Source organism: Methylobacterium sp. BTF04 (assembly GCF_010692745.1).
Taxonomy (GTDB): Bacteria; Pseudomonadota; Alphaproteobacteria; order Rhizobiales; family Beijerinckiaceae; genus Methylobacterium.
In genome coordinates this window covers 1-18,545 of sequence record NZ_JAAHTB010000053.1, presented here as the reverse complement: position 1 = coordinate 18,545, position 18,545 = coordinate 1, and the positions used below count along the sequence as shown (strand labels likewise).

At 69.4% G+C, this 18,545-nt stretch carries 16 protein-coding genes and 1 pseudogene; 11 read left to right on the top strand and 6 right to left on the bottom strand.

What is annotated here, in order from left to right:
• Positions 1 to 70: 70 nt before the first annotated feature.
• On the bottom strand, positions 71 to 265 hold the full coding sequence (locus tag G3T14_RS24765) for a hypothetical protein (protein WP_204262974.1): 195 nt from the start codon (positions 263 to 265) through the stop codon (positions 71 to 73).
• Positions 266 to 269: 4 nt separating this feature from the next.
• Here G3T14_RS24765 and G3T14_RS20625 point away from each other — a divergent pair, with 4 nt between their 5' ends.
• From G3T14_RS20625 to minE, 4 genes are all read left to right on the top strand, one after another.
• Positions 270 to 794, top strand: a complete 525-nt coding sequence (locus G3T14_RS20625; protein ID WP_204262973.1) for a hypothetical protein — start codon at positions 270 to 272, stop codon at positions 792 to 794.
• Positions 795 to 936: 142 nt separating this feature from the next.
• Entirely contained in the window at positions 937 to 1,644 is a 708-nt protein-coding gene (gene minC, locus G3T14_RS20620; RefSeq protein ID WP_163644413.1) for a septum site-determining protein MinC, read from the top strand.
• Positions 1,645 to 1,657: 13 nt separating this feature from the next.
• Positions 1,658 to 2,473, top strand: a complete 816-nt coding sequence (gene minD / locus G3T14_RS20615; protein ID WP_163644412.1) for a septum site-determining protein MinD — start codon at positions 1,658 to 1,660, stop codon at positions 2,471 to 2,473.
• A complete protein-coding gene (gene minE, locus G3T14_RS20610; RefSeq protein ID WP_163644411.1) occupies positions 2,470 to 2,739 on the top strand; it encodes a cell division topological specificity factor MinE in 270 nt (89 codons plus the stop codon). The genes minD and minE overlap by 4 nt, the downstream gene beginning before the upstream one ends.
• Positions 2,740 to 2,837: 98 nt before the next feature.
• Here minE and G3T14_RS20605 read toward each other — a convergent pair whose 3' ends face one another.
• Positions 2,838 to 4,088 (bottom strand): nucleoside transporter C-terminal domain-containing protein, encoded by a 1,251-nt coding sequence (locus tag G3T14_RS20605; RefSeq protein WP_163644410.1) that lies wholly within the window; start codon positions 4,086 to 4,088, stop codon positions 2,838 to 2,840.
• A gap of 143 nt (positions 4,089 to 4,231) precedes the next feature.
• Here G3T14_RS20605 and G3T14_RS20600 point away from each other — a divergent pair, with 143 nt between their 5' ends.
• Positions 4,232 to 4,360 (top strand): TFIIS helical bundle-like domain containing protein, encoded by a 129-nt coding sequence (locus tag G3T14_RS20600; RefSeq protein WP_163644409.1) that lies wholly within the window; start codon positions 4,232 to 4,234, stop codon positions 4,358 to 4,360.
• A gap of 209 nt (positions 4,361 to 4,569) precedes the next feature.
• Here G3T14_RS20600 and G3T14_RS20595 read toward each other — a convergent pair whose 3' ends face one another.
• The 3 genes from G3T14_RS20595 to G3T14_RS20585 all read right to left on the bottom strand — a co-directional run bounded on the left by G3T14_RS20595 (position 4,570) and on the right by G3T14_RS20585 (position 12,947).
• Positions 4,570 to 6,195, bottom strand: a complete 1,626-nt coding sequence (locus G3T14_RS20595) for an ABC-F family ATP-binding cassette domain-containing protein (RefSeq protein ID WP_163644408.1) — start codon at positions 6,193 to 6,195, stop codon at positions 4,570 to 4,572.
• A 152-nt stretch (positions 6,196 to 6,347) separates the two neighbouring features.
• On the bottom strand, positions 6,348 to 7,025 hold the full coding sequence (gene minC, locus G3T14_RS20590; protein WP_204262976.1) for a septum site-determining protein MinC: 678 nt from the start codon (positions 7,023 to 7,025) through the stop codon (positions 6,348 to 6,350).
• 153 nt (positions 7,026 to 7,178) lie between these two features.
• Positions 7,179 to 12,947: a DUF3320 domain-containing protein gene (locus G3T14_RS20585; protein ID WP_246733457.1), complete on the bottom strand. Its 5,769-nt coding sequence runs from the start codon at positions 12,945 to 12,947 to the stop codon at positions 7,179 to 7,181.
• A 317-nt stretch (positions 12,948 to 13,264) separates the two neighbouring features.
• Between G3T14_RS20585 and G3T14_RS20580 the strand changes: the two genes are divergently transcribed.
• From G3T14_RS20580 to G3T14_RS20565, 4 genes are read left to right on the top strand one after another with little or no spacing between them, the layout of a single operon-like run.
• Positions 13,265 to 13,630: an iron transporter gene (locus tag G3T14_RS20580; protein WP_246733456.1), complete on the top strand. Its 366-nt coding sequence runs from the start codon at positions 13,265 to 13,267 to the stop codon at positions 13,628 to 13,630.
• Complete coding sequence (locus G3T14_RS20575) at positions 13,627 to 15,147, top strand: PepSY-associated TM helix domain-containing protein (RefSeq protein ID WP_163644406.1); 1,521 nt, start codon at positions 13,627 to 13,629, stop codon at positions 15,145 to 15,147. The genes G3T14_RS20580 and G3T14_RS20575 overlap by 4 nt, the downstream gene beginning before the upstream one ends.
• A 10-nt stretch (positions 15,148 to 15,157) precedes the next feature.
• Positions 15,158 to 15,496: a DUF3325 domain-containing protein gene (locus G3T14_RS20570; RefSeq protein ID WP_163644405.1), complete on the top strand. Its 339-nt coding sequence runs from the start codon at positions 15,158 to 15,160 to the stop codon at positions 15,494 to 15,496.
• Between the two features lie 47 nt (positions 15,497 to 15,543).
• Positions 15,544 to 16,836: an ArgE/DapE family deacylase gene (locus G3T14_RS20565; protein WP_163644404.1), complete on the top strand. Its 1,293-nt coding sequence runs from the start codon at positions 15,544 to 15,546 to the stop codon at positions 16,834 to 16,836.
• A 41-nt stretch (positions 16,837 to 16,877) separates the two neighbouring features.
• On the opposite strand, the gene G3T14_RS20560 is transcribed toward G3T14_RS20565, so the two are convergent.
• Positions 16,878 to 17,771, bottom strand: coding sequence for a DUF3108 domain-containing protein (locus G3T14_RS20560; RefSeq protein WP_163644403.1), 894 nt, complete (start codon positions 17,769 to 17,771; stop codon positions 16,878 to 16,880).
• Between the two features lie 150 nt (positions 17,772 to 17,921).
• Between G3T14_RS20560 and G3T14_RS24760 the strand changes: the two genes are divergently transcribed.
• On the top strand, positions 17,922 to 18,077 hold the full coding sequence (locus G3T14_RS24760) for a hypothetical protein (RefSeq protein WP_204262972.1): 156 nt from the start codon (positions 17,922 to 17,924) through the stop codon (positions 18,075 to 18,077).
• Positions 18,078 to 18,251: 174 nt separating this feature from the next.
• Positions 18,252 to 18,545, top strand: a pseudogene (locus tag G3T14_RS20555) (hypothetical protein); the annotation flags it as partial.

Below are 18,545 nucleotides of genomic sequence, written 5' to 3'. Positions count from 1 at the left end.
GCCTGCCAATCCTCACCCCAGTGTCAGCTTCGTTCTGACCACCTGAGCAATTACGAAAAATCGATTTGATTCAGGCCGCATCGCTCGTTACGTCTTGATCTGCGTAAATGATGCGTCCGCGCAGGGTTTGAATCGCCTTGAAACCTGTTCTTCGAGCGGCCTGTCTCCTCATCGGCACCAGTAGCGTCCCGCTGATGACGTGCACAAACCTTTCCTGGGCTGCGTCCGATATCAGTGTTGCCGCCATCGCGACGGGGAAACTCATCGTCGTGGGCACCACCGAGCGGCCCCACATGCCCGTCGTGCTGGAGGACCGCTTCAACACGGAGTCGGACGATGCCGGCAAGTTTCAGTTCGAAGAGGTCTACCACCCGGCGCGCTGTATCGTCGGCGTCGTGATCGACGGTAGAACCTTTGAGGCCGTCGTCGGCAATTGCGGACAGCAAGGACCACCGGGCGAGCCCGGAACCGCCAAGATGACCGGCACGGTGACGCCACAACCCACGCAGATCGGCCCGCGCGGACCAGTTGGACTGACAGGACCGCCTGGACCCGCGGGCCCGCCCGGCCCCCCCGGGCCGGTTCGGCAATCGGCGCTCCACAATCCACCGGTGGCGGCCGGCACGGCGGCCAAACTTCCCGTCGTCGCGGTGGAGAAAAAGCCTGTCCCGGCCACGGCGCAGGTTCAGGCCAAGCGACGCCTGCCACCGCCGCCCCGTCCAAAGCCTCCAAAGAAGCCGCAAGCGCCGCAGGACGATGGTTTCGATCCGGCAGCGGCGCCCTCGGCAGAATAGCGCGGCGCGCGGCGGCCGGAGGCACCTGCCGGGATCACGGCATCCCGGGACCGGAGCAATCTTTAATCCTTTGAACACGGGTCGTTAACGAAGCGGTAACCATACCGGGCATCAATGGTCTGGTAAGGAATCGCGAGAGCCCGTGACCAGCGAAAGCCCCCCCCGCCGATCCGTCCAGCTTCGAGGCCGCGCCTTCAAGTCGCTCGTGCTGGCCCCGGAGACCCCGCTTCCCGATTGGTTCGCCGATCTCGATGCGGCGCTGAAGCGTTCGCCGACCCTGTTCGACGGGCGCGCCCTGATCCTCGACGTTGCGGGCCTCGCCCCCAAGGTCGGCGACCTCGACGCCTTGCTCGCCGAACTCGGCCACCGCCATATCCGCATCCTCGGCATCGAGGGCACGGACCTGACCCTCGTCGGCCCGGGGCGCCCGCCCCTGCTGTCCGGCGGTCGGTTGGTGAACACGGTGGAGATTCCCGTGCAGCTAGAGCCCGAAGTGCCCCAGGCGCCTCCGGAACCGGCCACCACGTCGCTCACCATCGAGGGCTCGGTCCGTTCCGGCCAGTCGATCGTCCACCCCACCGGCGACGTCACCGTGATGGGCTCGGTCTCCTCCGGGGCCGAGATCCTCGCCGGCGGATCCATCCACGTCTACGGCGCGCTGCGTGGCCGAGCCATCGCAGGCGCCGCACGCAACCCGCGCGCCCGCATCTGCTGCCGCAAGTTCGAGCCCGAGCTTCTCGGCATCGACCGCCTCGTCCGCACGGCCGAGGACATGGGTACCCACCTGCGCGGCCAAGCCGTGCAGATCTGGCTCGATGGCGGCGCCATCAAATTCGCATCCTTGGATTGAGGAGTTAGCTCGTATGGCCAAAGTTCTGGTCGTGACATCAGGTAAGGGCGGCGTCGGCAAGACGACGACGACGGCAGCACTCGGTGCAGCGCTCGCGCAGGCGGGCCAAAGCGTGGCAGTGGTCGATTTCGACGTCGGCCTGCGCAATCTCGACCTCGTGATGGGCGCCGAGCGGCGCGTGGTCTACGACCTCATCAACGTGGTCAACGGCGACGCCAAGCTCAACCAGGCGCTCATCCGCGACAAGCGGCTCGAGAACCTCTCGCTGCTGCCCGCCTCGCAGACCCGCGACAAGGACGCGCTCACCGACGAGGGCATCGCCCGCGTCATGGACGAGCTGCGCGAAAAGTTCGACTGGGTGATCTGCGATTCTCCCGCCGGCATCGAGCGCGGCGCGACCCTGGCCATGCGCCACGCCGATCTCGCCGTCGTCGTCACCAACCCCGAGGTCTCCTCGGTGCGCGATTCCGATCGGATCATCGGGCTCCTCGACTCGAAGACGCTCAAGGCCGAGCGCGGCGAGACCATGGAGAAGCACCTCATCCTCACCCGCTACGATGCCGCCCGCGCCGACCGCGGCGACATGCTCAAGATCGACGACGTGCTCGAGATCCTCTCGATCCCGCTGCTCGCCATCATCCCCGAGAGCATGGAAGTGCTGCGCGCCTCCAATGTCGGCTGCCCGGTGACGCTCAACAACCCGCTCTCCGCCCCGGCCCGCGCCTATATCGATGCGGTCCGCCGGCTCAAGGGCGAGACGGTGCCGATGTCGGTGCCGTCCGACAAGAAATCCCTTCTCAACAAGCTGTTCACACGGAGGGCAGCATGAGCCTCCTCAACCTGTTCAATCGGCGCGGTTCGGCGCCGGTGGCGCGCGATCGCCTGCAACTCATCCTCGCTCATGAGCGCGGGGGTGCCGGCGGCTCCGACCTCGTGATGATCCTTCGCGAGGAAATCCTCGCGGTGATCGCCAAGCACGTCATCGTCGAGCAGGACAAGGTCCAGATCCGTCTGGAGCGTGGCAAGGACGTCTCGACCCTCGGCGTCGATATCGAACTGCCCGTCTCGCTCGCGCCCCGGCGCCAGGCGGCTTGAGCCGGCCTCCCGCGATCCGACGACCGCGCGGCGTGTGAACCACACTCCGCGCGGTTTTTTCGCGTTATCCCGTGGGCGGCCGGCCCCGGCGATCGGGGTCAGCCCGCGAGGAACAAGCCCGCCAGCGCCGCGCTCGTGAGGTTCGACAGGGTCCCGGCCAGGATCGCGCGCAGGCCGAACCGGGCGATCTCGGGGCGGCGTTCGGGCGCCAGACTCGACAGGCTCGCGAGTTGGATCGCCACCGAAGTGAGGTTGGCAAAGCCGCACAAGGCAAAGCACAGGATCGCCGCCGTGCGGGGATCGAGGGTGCCCGCCTTCAGCACCGGCGAGAGCTGGGCGTAGGCCAAGAATTCGTTGAACGCGATCTTCTGGCCGAGCGCCGCGCCGACGAAACCGGCCTCGCTCCAGGGGACGCCGAGAAGCCACGCCAGCGGCGCGAACGCGGCCCCGAGCACGCCCTCGAGACTCAGGGCGGGCAGTCCGAACCAGCCGCCGGCCCAGCCGGCAAAGCCGTTGACGAGGGCGATGAGCCCGGTGAAGGCGATCAGCATCGCGCCCACCGACACGGCCACCGCGAGCCCCTTCTGGGTGCCGTCGGCCGCCGCCTCGATGACGTTGACGGCCCGCGTCTCCGCGAAGGTGACGTCGGTGGTGGTGATCCGGGTCGGCTCCGTCGTCGGCACCAGGATCTTCGCGTAGAGGAGGCCGCCCGGAATCGCCATGACGCTGGCCGCCAGCAGGTACTCCATCGGCACCCCCAAGGCCGCGTAGCCCGCCAGGATGGTCCCGGCGGTGGAGGCCGCGCCGCTCGACATCACCGCGAACAACTCGGCCGAGGTCAGAGCCATCAGGAAGGGCCGCAGCGCGATGGCGATCTCGCTCTGCCCGATGGCGATGGTGATCACCGCCGAGAACGTTTCGATGCGCGAGGTGCCGATCACCCGCTGCAGCACCGATCCGATGGCGCGGGCGGCCGCCTGCATCACCCCGAAATGGTAGAGGACGGTGATGAGCGCCGAGACATAGAGGATCTGCGGCAGGATGCGCAGCGCCAGGATGAAGCCGCTGCCGCCGAAGAGTTCGAACATACGCGGCTCGACGAGGCCGCCGAACAGGAAGGCGGTGCCGCGGTCGCCGTAGCCGAGAACGGTCTGGACCAGGGTGGCGGCGGCCGCGAGGCCGGCCCGGCCCCAGGGCACGAACAGCACGAGGGCACCGAGCGCCACCTGGAGAAGCAACGCCGACACCACGACCCGCGGATTGATGGCCCGGCGGTTGGTGGAGAACAGGATGCCGATGGCGACGAGAAAGGCCAGGCTCGCGCCGGCATGAAGCAGCTTGTCGGTCATCCGGCCTCGCGTGTTTCGTGGGCGTCAGCAAGCCCGATGCCGTGCGACGGCGCGGCCCCCGCGGAACAGGTGACAGGACCTGCGTGTTGATGGGTCAAGCTGCGCCGTTGTCGTCGGCGCTCACCGTCATACAGGAGCCAGCCATGAGCCTCATCGGACGCCTCGTCAGCAAGATCCTCGGCAACGAAGACCGCCCCGTGGTGCGCGACGACCGCAACGACGGGTCGAGTTCGCCGCTCGGCCGTCTCGTCACCAAGATCCTGCGCAAATAGGACGTTTCGGATGTCGCCGCCCCTCGGGTCGGCGACATCGCGCCTGTCCGTCCCGGCGCTCATCTTGAAGCGCCGGAGCGAAGTGAAGGCCTCGATCGAACGAGCCCTTCAGATGGCGGAGTGAATCGTCACGCTCCCGCGCGAGGCCGCTGGGGCGGTCTCCGGCGCCGAGATGCGGGAACCGGATGTAACCTCGGCCCCCGCCCGGCTCATGCCGCCCGGCGCTTGGCCTTCTTCTCCCGGCCCTGACCCGGCGCGCGCTGTCCGGACTTGGTCCGGTCGAGGACGAACCGGGCGTAATCGTCCATATCGCCGGCGAACGGCTTGACCGTGTTGTCCGCAGCCAGCCACAGGCGGTCGGCGACGAGTTCCATCAGCGAGCGATCGTGGGTGATGAGGATCACCGCGCCGGCGTAATCGTTGAGCGCATCGAGCAGGGCGCGGCGGCTGTCGATGTCGAGGTGGTTGGTCGGCTCGTCGAGGATCAGCAGGTGCGGCGCCTGCATCGCCACCAAGTTCAAAAGCAGTCGCGCCCGCTCACCGCCCGAAAGGGCGTCCACCGTCGTCTCTTGCTTGTCGAAGTTCAGCCCGAAGCTCGCGAGCTTGGCGCGCCGGGCCGATTCGCTGTCGTCGGGCCGCTCGCGGCGGATGATGGCGAGGGGCGTGTCCTTCGGATCGAGCGCCTCGATCTGGTGCTGGTGGAACCAGCCGACCTGGACCCGCCCTTCGCGCACCATCCGGCCGTCCCGGACCTTGAGCGCGCCCGCCGCCATCTTGGCGAAAGTGGATTTTCCGGCGCCGTTGACGCCCAGAAGGCCGATGCGATCATCCACGTCGAGGGTGAGGTTGAGATCGCGCAGGATCGGCGCGTCGTCGCCATAACCGATGGTGGCATCGGTGAGGTGCATCAGCGGCGGGGCGAGCGGGCGCTTCGGCGACGGCAAATGAAACGGCGCCACATGCTCTTCGATGGTGGTGGCGATGGGCTCCATCTTGGCCAGACGCTTCATGCGCGACTGGGCCTGGGCCGCCTTCGAGGCGGACGCCTTGAACCGATCGACGAAGCTCTGGAGGTGGGCGCGCTCGGCCTCCTGCTTCACCTTGGTGGAGGCCTGGAGACGCGCCTTCTCCGCCCGGCGCTTCTCGAAATCGTCGTAGCCGCCGGTGTAGAGTTCGAGCTTCTCGCCCGAGACGTGCAGGATGGCGTCCACCGAGTTGTTCAACAATTCGCGGTCATGCGAGATGATGAGGGCGGAGTGCGGGTAGCGCTTGAGCCGCGCCTCCAGCCACAGGGCGCCTTCGAGATCGAGGTAGTTGGTCGGCTCGTCGAGCAGCAGCATGTCGGGCTCGGCGAAAAGCGCGGCGGCTAGCGCCACGCGCATACGCCAGCCGCCGGAGAACTCCGCCATCGGCCGCGTCAGGTCCGCCACCGAGAAGCCGAGGCCGGCCAGGATTTCGCCGGCCCGCGCCGGGGCCCGATCGGCGTCGATCTCGATGAGGCGCCCGTAGATCTCGCCCATGCGCTCGGGCTCGGCGGTCTCGAGTTCGAGGTTGAGCGCCTCGCGTTCGAGATCGGCGGCCAGGATCGTGTCGATGAGGCTCACCGGGGTCGCCGGATGCTCCTGGTCGACGCTCGCCACTCGGGCGGTCTTCGGCAGCAGGATCAGGCCGCTATCGGGCTGCAACTCTCCGAGGATGATCTTGAACAGGGTCGATTTGCCGACGCCGTTGCGCCCGACGAGACCGACCTTGGCGCCCGGCGGCACCGCGACGCTGGCCTTGTCGAAGAAGCGCCGGCCCCAGGCGTTGAAGGTGAGGTCTTCGATCTGGATCATTCTGGGGTCACGATTCGCCGAGCGGGCGCGGGCAGGAAGCGACCCACGAAGAAAGGGCTACCTACCGCACCGCAGCATCGAGCGCGAGGGGTGCGGGACGCAACCGCCCCCCTCGTCGGAGGCCGTCTCGCGGGTTTAAAGCGCTTCCCCGCTCAATCCAGGCCGACGACCTTGATGGCGTCGCCCTCGAGCCGGACCTGGGCCGGCAGGCCACGCTGGACCGGCCCGAGATCGTCGGCGGTGCGGTAGAGCCCGTCGATGGCGATCAGTTCGGGCTCGAACTTGCGGCAGGTGATACGCGCGTCGGGGTTGCCGGCCGCGCCTGCGATGGCCCGGCCGCGCAGAGCGCCGTAGACGTGGAGCGAGCCCCCGGCGATCACCTCGGCCCCCGAGGCCACCGAGCCCATCACGGTGATGTCGCCTTCGAGATGCAGCACCGTCTGGCCCGAGCGCACGGGTGCATCGAGGATCAGCGAGCGGGCGGAGGTCGAAGCCGCCGGGAGTACCGGCACCGTCGAGTCGGGCGCCTGTGCATCTGATCCTTGCGCATCGGGGATCGCGACCTCGTCCACCGGCCGTCCGCCAGCCGGCGGCGGCGGCAGCCCGTCGCCGAGCATTCCTGGCCCCGCACCCTCGATACCCATCACGGCGACATCGCGCGCCGCCAGTTCCGCCACCAGGGCGCGCAATCCCTCGCGATCGAGCCCGGCGCCCGACACATCGAGGATCACCGGCCGACCGACGAAGAAGGCGGGCGAGCGCCGCGACAGGGCGTCGAGTTCCTCCAGCCACTCGGCAACCGGTGGCACCGGCGCCAGAACCAGCGCCATGAAGGAACGGCCGCGAAAGCGGATCGGGGGACGAGCAGGGCTTGCGGTCACGTGGTTTCAGTCATTTGGATGGGAGCCCGACAGGCATCCCAAAGGTGCTGTGCCGGCATGTTACCCCGGCTTTCTCCGATACAGACCCGCTTGCCCGGCCCGTCAACACGATTCGACGCGATCGGCTTCAGGATCGGAATCGTGCTCCGTCGCCCGTGCCAGGACCACCGCCCGCTCCAGTCGCGCCCGAGTCGCCTCCCGCAGGCGGCCGATGCCGAGAGACCCGGCCATCCGCTCGGGCATATCGTCGGACACGCCGTCGGGATCGAGGGCGGCGGCGAGCCCGGCGAGTTCGGCCAGCGGAATGTCGGCGACGTCGCGCGCCTCACCCTCCGCGGGGCGGAACCGCACCGGACGCGACGGTTCGGCGTCCGGAGGCCAGAGCACCAGGCGCTCGTCCTCGACGCTTCGCACCACCGCACCGTCGATGAGCCCGAGCACCCGGTCGCGCAGACGTGCGGTGGTGCGGGCGAGGCCGTGCGCGCGCATCAGGCGCGCCACGAGAAGCTCGAAAAACACCGGCCCCTCGGCCACGATCACCGCGTCGACCATGGCGGCCAGCCTCGCGTCGTAGGCCGGGTCGTGGAAGCGCGCCGCCTCCGGTTCGAGTCCGGTCAGATCCGCCATGCGGTAGAGCGGCGGCGGGGCTGGCCGCTCGGCGTAGAGGCTTGGAGCCTCGGGTATCGGCACGGCGCGGTCCGCATCGAGGTCGGCGCGCAAGCCGGCGTCGAGGCGGGCGAGCGCACCGTCCGCGTCGATCCACCAATCGGTGCTCCAGACCCGGTGCAGGCGCCAGCCGAGGCCGGTGAGGATTCCGTGGCGCAGGCGGTCGCGGTCGCGCGCGGTGGCCGCCGAATGATAGGTCGCCCCGTCGCATTCGACGCCCGCGAGGTAGCGGCCCGGCGCATCCGGATGGACGATCCCGAGATCGATGCGGAAGGACGACACCCCGACCTGCGGCACCACCCGCCAGCCGCGCGCTTCGAGGGCCGCCATGACGGAGGCCTCAAAAGGCGATTCCACATCTCGCCCGGTGGGCGCCGAGGCCGCGTCCAGGGCTGGCGCCCCGCGCTCGGCGAACTCCAGGAAGTGCTTGAAATCACGGATGCCGCGGGCCGTGCCCCGCCCGAGGTCGATCTGCTCCGGCAGAAGGGAGGCGAAGACCAGCAGCGCGCGCCGGGCGCGGGTGATGGCGACGTTGAGCCGGCGGTGGCCACCCTCGCGGTTGAGCGAGCTGATCTGGCCGGTGATCCGCCCCGCCCCATCGGGGCCGACGGCCACCGAGAACAGGATCACGTCGCGCTCGTCGCCCTGCACGGTCTCGAGGTTCTTGACGAAGACCGGTTCGGGACTGGTGCGGGGGTCGAAGTGGCGGTCGAGGCCCGGATCGGCCCGGCGCTCGGCATCGAGCAGGTTTTCGATCAGACGCTGCTGCTCGCCGTTGAAGGTGACGATGCCGAGGGAGTCCGTCAGGCCGGGATCGCGCAGGCGCGCCACCACGTCCGCCACCACGGCGCGGGCCTCAGGGCGGTTCACCCGCGCGGCCCCGCGCTCATAGAGACCATCCGCCACCGTAATCAGCCGCACCGCCCGGTCCGCCGTGACCGGCGACGGGAACGTGATGAGACCGCCGCGATAATAGTGCCGGTTCGAGAACGCGATCAGGCTCTCGTGGCGGCTGCGATAATGCCACGACAGGCGCATCCGCGGCAGATCGGCGGCGAGGCACTCGTCGAGGATGCTCTCCTGGTCGGGCACATCCGCCGTGTCCGGCCCGTCCTCGCCGATCCGCTCGCCGACGCTGGTGGGCGGCAATTGCTCGGGGTCGCCGACGATCACGGTCTGGCGTCCGCGCGCGATGGCGCCGATGGCATCCCAGGGCGTGATCTGCGAGGCCTCGTCGAAAATCACCACATCGAACGGCGGGGCGTCGGCCGGCCAGTGCTGGGCGATGGAGAGCGGGCTCATCATCACGCACGGGGTGAGACGGGTCAGCGCGTTGGGCATGCGCGCAAACAGGGTGCGCAGGGGCAGGTGGCGGGCGCGCTTGGCGATCTCGCGGGCGAGCGTGCCCCATTCGGGGTCGGCCCCGAAGGCGTTCGCGTCCGGCACCGCACCGATGCGGGCGCGCACCGCCGCCCCCGCCAGTGCGCCGAGCCGGGTATCGGCGGCGCGGAACCGCGCGATCTCCGCCGCATGACCCGGGCCGCGAAAGCTGCGCAGGCGGGAATCGTGGGTCACCACGTGGTCGATCCACCAGCGCGCATAGGCGCCCTCGAACGCCGCCGGGATGTCGTCGGCCGGCACAGTGCCGGCCTCGCTGGCCTCGACCAGTGGCCCGAGCCCGATGGCGGCGGCATCGCGCGCGGCGCAGCGCCAGCCAGTCCAGGCCTGCGCTTTCGGCAGGGCAGCGGCCCAGCGCGCGGCGATGGCGAGAGTCGTGTCGGACCAGCCGGGACCGACGCCGAGGGGCTGGTCGAGTCTGTCCCGGCCGGCGAGGCGATTGAGCGCCTCGAGGGCACGCAGGGCGGGACGGCGCGTGTCCGCGAGCGTCTCACGCGCCAGCATCAGAGCGCCGCCCGGCTGCATCCGGCCATCGCCGGCGCCGATCAGGTCGCCGAGGCGTGACCGCAGGGCATCGGGGCCGCCGCCCTGCGGCGCGAGGTGGGCGAGGACCGGGGCGATCCGGTTCGCCCATGTCACCGCCGCAGTAAAGCCGTCGGCCGGAAGGCTCGGATCCGACCAGGGCGGTCCGAGTTCCGAAAAGGCCCGTTCTAGGGTGCCGGCGAGCATCGGCCCAGCCATGCGCAGGCGGCCGAGTTCGACCAGCGTCGCCAGATCGGTGCCGAGATCGGGGGGAAGCGGGCCGCGCGCATCCGCTTCCAGCATCCGGCGGATACGCTTGAGCCGGGACCCGCGCAGCAGGAGGTTCGCACCCTTGGCGGCGCGCCATTCGGAGAGGAGCCGGGCCGGATCGGCGTCGTGGACCGAATCGGCGTATTGGCCGGACAGGCGGGATTCGCGCTCTGCCCGCGCGACCTCATGCAGGCGGCGGGCTTCCAGTGCCTGCCGCAGCAGCGCGCCATCCGGCCCGGCAAAGCGCAAGCCGGCCCGCGCCTCGGGCCGGAACAGGGCGCCGCTCAAGGCGACGACGGCGCGGGCTCCGTCCCAGGTCTCGGCCATGCCCGTCAGGCCGAGCGCCTCGGCGAAGGCCGGCACCGCGTCTGCGAAGGGCGGGAGTGAACGGGACAACTCGGCGATCGCCCGCTCCATCTCGGCCCGCCACAGGGGCGACCACTCCACCGCGCCGATGCCGCGCAGCGGATGGTCTGCCACCGCGCCGACCGCCGGCAGCAGCGTCGCCAAGGTGGTCGCGTGAGCCCGCAGGGCCGCCAGTGTTTCGGGCGTATGGCTGGTGTGATCCGGCCAGGACAGGCTGAGCCGGGGTGCTGCGGAGGCGCCATCGGCGATGACCCGGCCGAGGGCCGCATGCGCGTTAACCCCGTTTTCACGTGAAGCATGGAGGGCGTCGACGACCCCGTTCAGGGCGTCGCGGTGCCGGGCGAGATCGGCCGAAGCGTCCTCCCACGGCACCGTTTCGGCACCGCGCGCCGACCACGCCTCACGCAATTGCCCGAGCACATGGGTCTTCTGCGCCTTGGCCGCATGCACCTCCAGGCAACAGGCACCGAGGCCGACGGCATCGAGGCGGCGGCGTACCACGTCGAGGGCGGCGGTCTTCTGCGACACGAACAGGACCGTGCGCCCGAGGGCGAGGCACTGGGTGATCATGTTGGCGATGGTCTGGCTCTTGCCGGTGCCGGGCGGCCCGAACAGCACGAAATCCTTGCCCGCCGCGGCCGCCAGGATCGCGGCGAGTTGGGAGGAATCCGCCGAGAGCGGCGTGAACACCGTCTGCGGCGGGTGCTCCGCATCGAGGCGCTCGGGCGCCGGAAATCCCTCCGCACCGCCATAGGACAGGGTCGGCGTCTCGAGAAGATGGCGCACTAGCCGGTTGCGCTTCAGCAGGTCGGTGCGCTCGGCCAGATCCTTCCACATCAGGACCTTGGTGAAGGCGAAGGTGGAGAGCGCCACCTCGGGCACCACCTCGAACCCCTTGAGGTCGCGCACGGCCCCGCGCACCATGCGCCAGACGGCTTCGACGTCGATGCCGTCACCGGGCAGGACGGCGTCGAAATCCGGCAGCGTCAGGGAGAAGTCCTGGCGCAGCATCTCGATCAGCGTCGGGTTAAGACCCGCCTCCGCCTCGTAGCGCACCAGCCGGAAGCCCGCGCGGACGCTGGTGCGGGTGAGCGCCACCGGCACCAGGAACAACGGCGCGCGCACCGGGGCCATGGCGCCGCCGCGGGTCCACACCAGGAAGCCGAAGGCGAGGTGGAGCACGTTGGCGCCGCCCTCTTCGAGGCCGGTGCGGGCGAGCCGGAACAGGTCGGTGAGCCGGGTCTCGAGGTCTTCGGCCTGCGATGTGGTGAGAATTTCACCGACCTCGACGATTTGAGTTGGGGTGGCGTGTTCGCCGGTCTCGGGCTGCGCCACAAGACGGATGTGGCCGCCCTCGGCAAGGCGCGCGGCGAGCGCATTCGGTTCGGGTACCTGCAGGGCGACGCTCGCCTTGCCCGGCTTGAAGTTGAGGAGGCGGTTGCGCAGCGTCAGATCGAGCAGGCGCCGCTTCCAGGTTTCCAGCCGGTCGCGCGGCGGCTCCGGGCGCGGGTCCGGCTGGGGCGGCCGGTCCTCGACGAAGTTCGGCGCGGCCTCGAAGGCCTGGCTCCGGGGCACGTTCGGGATCGGCGCGCTCTCCGAGCGCGGGGCGTCGCCGGCATCGAGCGGGCGGATGCCGGCAGCCCGTGCACGGCGCAGGTCCAGCACCATCTCGAAGGGCGCGACCGCATCCTCATCGATGTGGCGCGCACCGGCCGCCAGCGCCGCCCCGAAGCGTGCCGGTGGGGCCTGGGTCAGCAGCGTCGTCTCGATCAGGATCAGGTCGTCGAGGTCGCGGCGCTTGCGCAGGGCCTGGGCGTCGTCGCCGACGGCCTGCGGCAGGCAGGTGTCGCCGAGCCAGAGGCCGATACAAGCGTGCCCCTGCGTCAGGACGACGAGCGGGTTGAGCCCGGCCTGCTCGAAGCAGGCCGCCATCAGCAGCGTGAGGTCGAGGCAGGTGGCGACCCTCCGGTCGAGAATTTCGCCGGGGCTGCGCACCTTCTGGCCGACACGCTCGAAGCTCGCCGGAGGCAGCACGTAGGTGAGGCCGAGATCGGCGAGGGCGGCGTAGAGCGCCTGCGCCACCTCCCAGGTACGGGCCTTGGTGCCGCCGCGATATCCGTCGAGGGCGCTGGAGCGACCTGCGCGGAGGAGGTGGCCGGCGGTCGCGTGCAGCAGCGCATCCACCGCCGGATCGTTCGGGCGCACGAAGGCGGCCAGAAGCTCGGGCGCGGCCTCGGCCCCGCCCCAATGCGCGGGCGGCAGCAGCCGCAGGTCCACGGCCTCGCGGCCAATCTCGGCATCGCCGACCTGCGCCACCAAGGTCAGGCGACAGAGGCCGCTTTCGCGCAGGTTCGCCAACGCGGCCGCATCGACGGAGAGGCGCGGTGCCACGATGCGGTACAGGCCACCGGCCGCGATGCGGTCGATGGTGAGGGTCAGCGGCCGCAGGATCGCCGGGGCGGCGGTAAGCGTGAGCGCCACGTCGCACAGATCGTCCCCGCCGGTATTTTCCAGGGTGATCTCGCGGATGACCGGCACCGCGCTCTGCCAGACGGCCGTGCCGAGATGGCCGATGGTGGCGCAGGCGATCCGGCAGGCGGCCGCGGAGTCGGGAGCCTCAACCGTATCGGGCATCACCGTATCGGCCATGGTGCCGCGCTCTCCAGAGAAAGAGCGGTTTTAGACAGGGGGCAAGCGACGCCGCAAGGCCAGCTTGCTTCTGAAGGTCGCGTTGGCGTCATCCCCATATACGGCCTGCGACAGACGGGATTCAGCCGTCGATCGCAGGAGCCTGCAAGCAACCCTGGAACGGTTCCACAACATAGCGATTGCCCGCACAAGATGAGACTCGCTATAGCGGTGCGGAGATTTCGCGCGTGCCGTGCGGCGCGGCTTTGCCCTGGCGGCCAAGCCCGGGTTGCGCGCCTCCGGTCCGAAACACCCGCACGAGCGCAAGGTGCCCGCCGATGCCGGACGACTCTTCCAGGGGTGACTTTCCCAAGGGCGAGCTCGCCAAGCGTGATGCCCGCCCGAGATCCGGCGCCCGCTACCGGGCTGCGGTGGCCGGCCGCGTCGTCCTGGCGATCTTCGGCAGCTATGCGGTGGCGGCGCTCGCCACCGCGCTTCTGTCGCTGATCCTGCCGATGGTCCGCTCCGAGGCGGTGGCGACGGCGACGCTGCTCAGCTTCGCCATCCTGGCCGGTGCCGTGATCTGGGTCTTCGCCGCCCGCACCCTGGCGCAGGCCGCCCTCGGGCTCGGCCTGCCCATCGCGCTCCTGGCCGGTGGCCTCTGGCTGGCGCTCAGCGTCCTCACCCCGGGTGCCCCCGCATGAGAAACGGCTTTCGGCAATCGATGGCGTGGCTGCACACCTGGGCCGGTCTGGTGACGGGCTGGGTGATGTTCGCGGTCTTCGTCTCCGGCACGGCCACCTATTACCGCACCGACATCTCGCTGTGGATGCGCCCCGAACTCCATGCCGGCGCCGTCGATCCGGTCCAGGCCGCCGAGCGCGGCGTCGCGTATCTGAAGGAGCGTGCGCCCAAGGCGGTGTCGTGGTTCGTCTCGGTGCCGCAGGAGGACCGCCCGGTCATCGGCGTCTACTGGCTCGATACCCTGGAGAGCCCGATTAGCCAGGCCATGCTCGACGTGGAGACCGGCGCGCCGACCACCGCCCGCGCCACCCAGGGCGGCGACTTTCTCTATCGCTTTCACTACCAACTCCAGATGATGCCGCTCGTCGGCCGCTGGATCGTCGGCCTCTGCGCGATGGTGCTCCTCGTGGCGCTGATCAGCGGCATCGTCACCCACCGGCGGATTTTCGCGGACTTCTTCACCTTCCGGCGGGACAGGTCGGCCCAGCGCGGCTGGCTCGACGCCCACAACGTCACCGGCGTTCTGGCGCTGCCGTTCCACCTGATGATCACCTACACGGGCATCGTCACGCTGGGCTTCATGTTCATGCCGTGGGGCATCACCACCGCCTACAAGGGCGACGGGATGACCTTCTACGTGGAAGGCGCCCAGAGCCCGTCTTGGCGTCCGGCCGCCGGACGTGCCGGCGCGGCCCAGCCCCTGGCACCGCTCATCGCTCGCGCGCAGGCGGAGGTCTCCGAGCCGCTGGAAATGGTGATCGTCCACAATCCGGGGGATGCCAACGCCACGGTGGTGGTGGTGTTCGAGGAGCCCAAGGGCCTCGCCCATCACCATCCGCAGATCGCGTTCGATGCGGTGTCGGGCGCCGTGGTCGAGCGGCTCCCCGCGATGAAGCCCGCCGCTCACGTCTTCACCAGTTTCCTCGGGCTGCACGAGGCGCATTTCGCCGGACCGGCCCTGCGGGTGCTTTTCTTCCTGTGCGGGCTGATGGGCAGCGCCACCATCGCCACCGGCCTCGTGCTGTGGAGTGTCGCCCGCCAACCCAAGCGCGGCGCCGCGCCGGGCTTCGGCCTGCGCCTGGTGCAGGGCCTCAACATCGGCACCATCCTGGGCCTGCCCATCGGCATCGCCGCGTTCTTCCTCGCCAACCGCCTGCTGCCGGTGGCCCTCGACCACCGCGCCACCTGGGAAGGCGCCGTGTTCTTCGGCGCCTGGCTGCTCGCCGCACTCCTGCCGCTCGCCCGGCCGCACCCCCGCGCCTGGCGCGAGATGGGCCTGCTCGCCGCCTCCCTGTTCCTGGCCGTGCCGGTGGTGAGCGCGATCACCACCCATCGCGGCTTCGACTTCCTGTGGTTCGATGCGGCGATGGTCGGCCTCGCCGCGGTCCTGGGCTTCGGCGCCCACAAGGTCTCGGGCTACACCGGAGCGCGGCCGGCCGCCGCCGCGCAATCCCAGAACAAACTGGCCCGCGCATGACGCCCCTGCCATGACGCCGTCCTCCGTCGCCCTCAACCTCGCCCTGAGCTTTGCCGGCCTCGCCGCGCTCTGCCTCGCCATGGACCGGCACCACCGCGCGATTCTCTCGGGCGCACCGTCACGCCTGCGGGCGCAGGCGCTGCGCTGGACCGGATGGGCCGGCATCCTCGCCTCCTTCGCCGCCGCGGTGGTGACATCGGACTGGAATTTCGGACCGGTGCAGTGGCTCGGGTCGCTCACCGGGGCGGCCCTGCTCTTGGTCGGGCTGGTATCCTATCGCCCCGGCTGGATCCGCCCGGCGGCATTCCTCGCCCTGCCGCTGGCTGCCGCCGCCGCACTCCTCGCCTGACGCGGCGCCAGGCTCTATCGTCGAGTCGCCGCCCGACAGGAGAGCCGATGCCCCTCGATCCCGCCCTCGCCGACCGTCTCGTCGCCTCCGTCGCGGAGGGATTTCCGGATCAGGTCGCCCACACCCAGGCGCTGGTCCGGTTCGGTTCGACGCGGGGGAGCGAGCACGCGATCCAGGATTTCGTCTTCCGCGCGTTTCGCGACCGAGGCTACGCCATGGATCGGTTCGCCATGGAGCCGGAGGCCCTCACAGCCCATCCGGGTGGCGCGGCGGTGTTCGAGGCGCATTCGCGCGCGCCGATCGTGGTGGGCATCCACCGTCCGCGCGCCGAGACCGGGCGCTCGCTCATCCTCCAGGCGCATGTTGACGTGGTGCCCCCCGGCCCTTCCGATCTGTGGACGCATGCCCCCTTCGATCCGGTGATCGAAGGCGACTGGATGTACGGACGGGGTGCGGCCGACATGAAGGCGGGCCACGCCGCCAACCTGTTCGCACTGGATGCGCTGGCGCGCATCGGCCTGCAACCCGCCGCCACCGTCACCCTGCAATCGGTGGTCGAGGAGGAATCCACCGGCAACGGCGCCCTGATGACGCATCTGCGCGGCTACCGGGCCGATGCGGTGCTGATCCCCGAGCCCGAGGACGAGAAGCTGGTGCGGGCCAATGTCGGCGTGCTGTGGTTCACCGTGGAGGTGCGCGGGCGCCCGGTCCATGTCCGCGAGATGGGGGCAGGTGCCAACGCCATCGATGCCACCTACCGGGTGATCGGCGCGCTGCGCCAGCTCGAAGCGCGCTGGAACGCCGACAAGGCCGGGCGGCCATATTTCGAGGGCGAGCCCGACGCGATCAACCTCAATATCGGCCGGATCGAGGGCGGCGACTGGGCCTCCGCGGTGCCGGCCTGGTGCCGGATCGCGTGCCGCATCGCGCTCTATCCGGGCATCGACGCCAAGGCCGCCGCCCGCGCGGTCGAGGCGGCGATCGCCGATTTCGCCCGCGACGATCCCTTTCTGTCGAACATGCCTCCGCGCGTCAGCTTCGAGGGCTTCTTCGCCGAAGGCTACGTCCTGGCGCCGGGCTCGGCGGCGGAAGCCGTTCTCGCCGCATCGCACCGGCGGGCAACGGGAGCGGAGCTGCAGAGCTTCATGTCGCCGAGCTACCTCGATACCCGCGTCTATGCTTTGTACGACCGGGTGCCGGCCCTGTGCTACGGCCCGATCAGCGAGAACATCCACGGCTTCGACGAGCGGGTGAGCCTGGCCTCCGTCCAGCGCATCACCACCGCGATGGGGCTGTTCGTGGCCGAATGGTGCGGGGTGGAGAGCGTGTCGGCGGCGTGACGCGCCGGCCGTTTCCCCGCTTGGCGCGAATGGCCAGTGTCCTAACGCGCGTTCGGCAGGCGGATCCGGACGCTGCCGCTCTCCGCCGCTTGGGCGGGCGGTAACGACGGGGCAGGCGCGCCCCATTGCGTCGCCTCGATTCGCACCGTGCCCCAGCCCGTCGCCACCGCGATCGACAATGGCAGCAGGACCGCGCCATCCAAAGCCGGCGCGAGGCGAACCTGCATGTCGTCGTTGGCGGCCATCCGCCGGATGTTCGTCCCGTGCGCGCGGTGGCCCGAGATCGGCACCCAGCGTACGCGGCAATCGAGGGCCGGGCCGCGATAGGCCCCCTCCTCCACCGCGACGACGGTCCCGCGCGACAGGACGAGGTCCGCCCGGCTCGCCCCATCGAAGACCGGGATGCGCCGGTCGCACAAAGCCGGGGCGAGGGGTGCGGCCCCGAGTGGGACGGCCAGCATGCTCAAGGGATCGACGACGCCGATCCTGTCCTGGGGCGCGACCGGCACACGGTCGGGGCGCGGGGTCGGCGGCGGCTCCACCGTCGCGTCGCGCACGCGGCCCTTCTCGAGGCGTAGGGAAGCGACGATGGGCTTGCCGGCGTAGTGGCTCTCGAACGCGAAGGCGGCGGTCACCGCGCGATCACGCGACACGACACCCGAGACCGAGGCCTTGCCCGATCCGTCCACGAAGACACCCGCCACGCCGCGCAAGGCGGCGTTCAGGTCGATGGCATAGAGCTCGGCGCCCTGCGTCATCGCGAGATTCGCCTCGCCGACGGGAAGACCGAGGAACGTCAGCGTGTAGGTGGCGGTGAAGCGCGGTGGCCCAGGCTCTCCGGCAAATGCCGGCCATGCCGCGATCGCCGCGCACAGGAGGGCGGCGCGGTGGAAGACGGCCTGACGGTGGAGGGGATGATCGGAACCGGCGTCCATGCGGCATCGATCCTACCATGTCGGCGGTCGTCGTGTCCCGATCCGGCCGTGCCCCGCTCCGCCACCGATTCGCAGGCGCGGCGCACCGGCCAGGTTGGCGAGGAAGTCCGGCGGCGATACCGTCGCGCGTAGCGTGACACGAGGCGAACCTTGGACATCAAAGTCGGCGACTACGTCGCATCGGACGACAACGAAGCGACCATGACGGTGATCGCCGTCGAGGGCGACCGAGCCCTGTGCCGCTGGTTCGTCGATGGCGACGTTCAAGAGGCGTGGCTGCCGGCCGCCGATCTGGCGGTTCTCTGAAAACGGCGCGCGGCGCGGGATGGGAGAAAACTGGAGAATGCCTCGGTGATCCGGCGCTTATAGTCCGCCGGAAATTATGGCCTTTCCAATATATTATGATAACATGAAATATAATCGATGATTAATTATTCTATACTGAACACAATACGAAACTAAAAGAAGCGATCGAAATCTATGCATGAAATACGCATGGCTACAATAGTTGACGCCGACAGCATTGCTGAGGTGCATGTGAATTCATGGAAAGAATCGTATTTAGACTTACTTCCTAAACGTTCGATAGAAACCTTTTCCGTAAAAGATCGAGCGGAGATGTGGGTGAAAATTTTAGAACAGTCGAATATCAGTTTTAGCAGGGTATACATTGCTGAACTGGACAAGAAAGTGATTGGGTTTGCACATGCATCCAAACAGGTAATTGCTCAGGTCCTTGGGCGTGGTGGTTGGACGTGGGCTGCGGGACGGAGG

Coding starts and splice junctions, on each gene's coding strand:
- G3T14_RS20575 (WP_163644406.1), top strand. CDS start 13,627: ATGAGAAACGGCTTTCGGCAATCGATGGCGTGGCTGCACACCTGGGCC.
- G3T14_RS20565 (WP_163644404.1), top strand. CDS start 15,544: ATGCCCCTCGATCCCGCCCTCGCCGACCGTCTCGTCGCCTCCGTCGCG.
- G3T14_RS24765 (WP_204262974.1), bottom strand. CDS start 265: ATGAGTTTCCCCGTCGCGATGGCGGCAACACTGATATCGGACGCAGCC.
- G3T14_RS20560 (WP_163644403.1), bottom strand. CDS start 17,771: ATGGACGCCGGTTCCGATCATCCCCTCCACCGTCAGGCCGTCTTCCAC.
- G3T14_RS20595 (WP_163644408.1), bottom strand. CDS start 6,195: ATGATCCAGATCGAAGACCTCACCTTCAACGCCTGGGGCCGGCGCTTC.
- G3T14_RS20600 (WP_163644409.1), top strand. CDS start 4,232: ATGAGCCTCATCGGACGCCTCGTCAGCAAGATCCTCGGCAACGAAGAC.
- G3T14_RS20605 (WP_163644410.1), bottom strand. CDS start 4,088: ATGACCGACAAGCTGCTTCATGCCGGCGCGAGCCTGGCCTTTCTCGTC.
- G3T14_RS20580 (WP_246733456.1), top strand. CDS start 13,265: ATGCCGGACGACTCTTCCAGGGGTGACTTTCCCAAGGGCGAGCTCGCC.
- minC (WP_204262976.1), bottom strand. CDS start 7,025: ATGGCGCTGGTTCTGGCGCCGGTGCCACCGGTTGCCGAGTGGCTGGAG.
- G3T14_RS20570 (WP_163644405.1), top strand. CDS start 15,158: ATGACGCCGTCCTCCGTCGCCCTCAACCTCGCCCTGAGCTTTGCCGGC.
- minD (WP_163644412.1), top strand. CDS start 1,658: ATGGCCAAAGTTCTGGTCGTGACATCAGGTAAGGGCGGCGTCGGCAAG.
- minE (WP_163644411.1), top strand. CDS start 2,470: ATGAGCCTCCTCAACCTGTTCAATCGGCGCGGTTCGGCGCCGGTGGCG.
- G3T14_RS20585 (WP_246733457.1), bottom strand. CDS start 12,947: ATGGCCGATACGGTGATGCCCGATACGGTTGAGGCTCCCGACTCCGCG.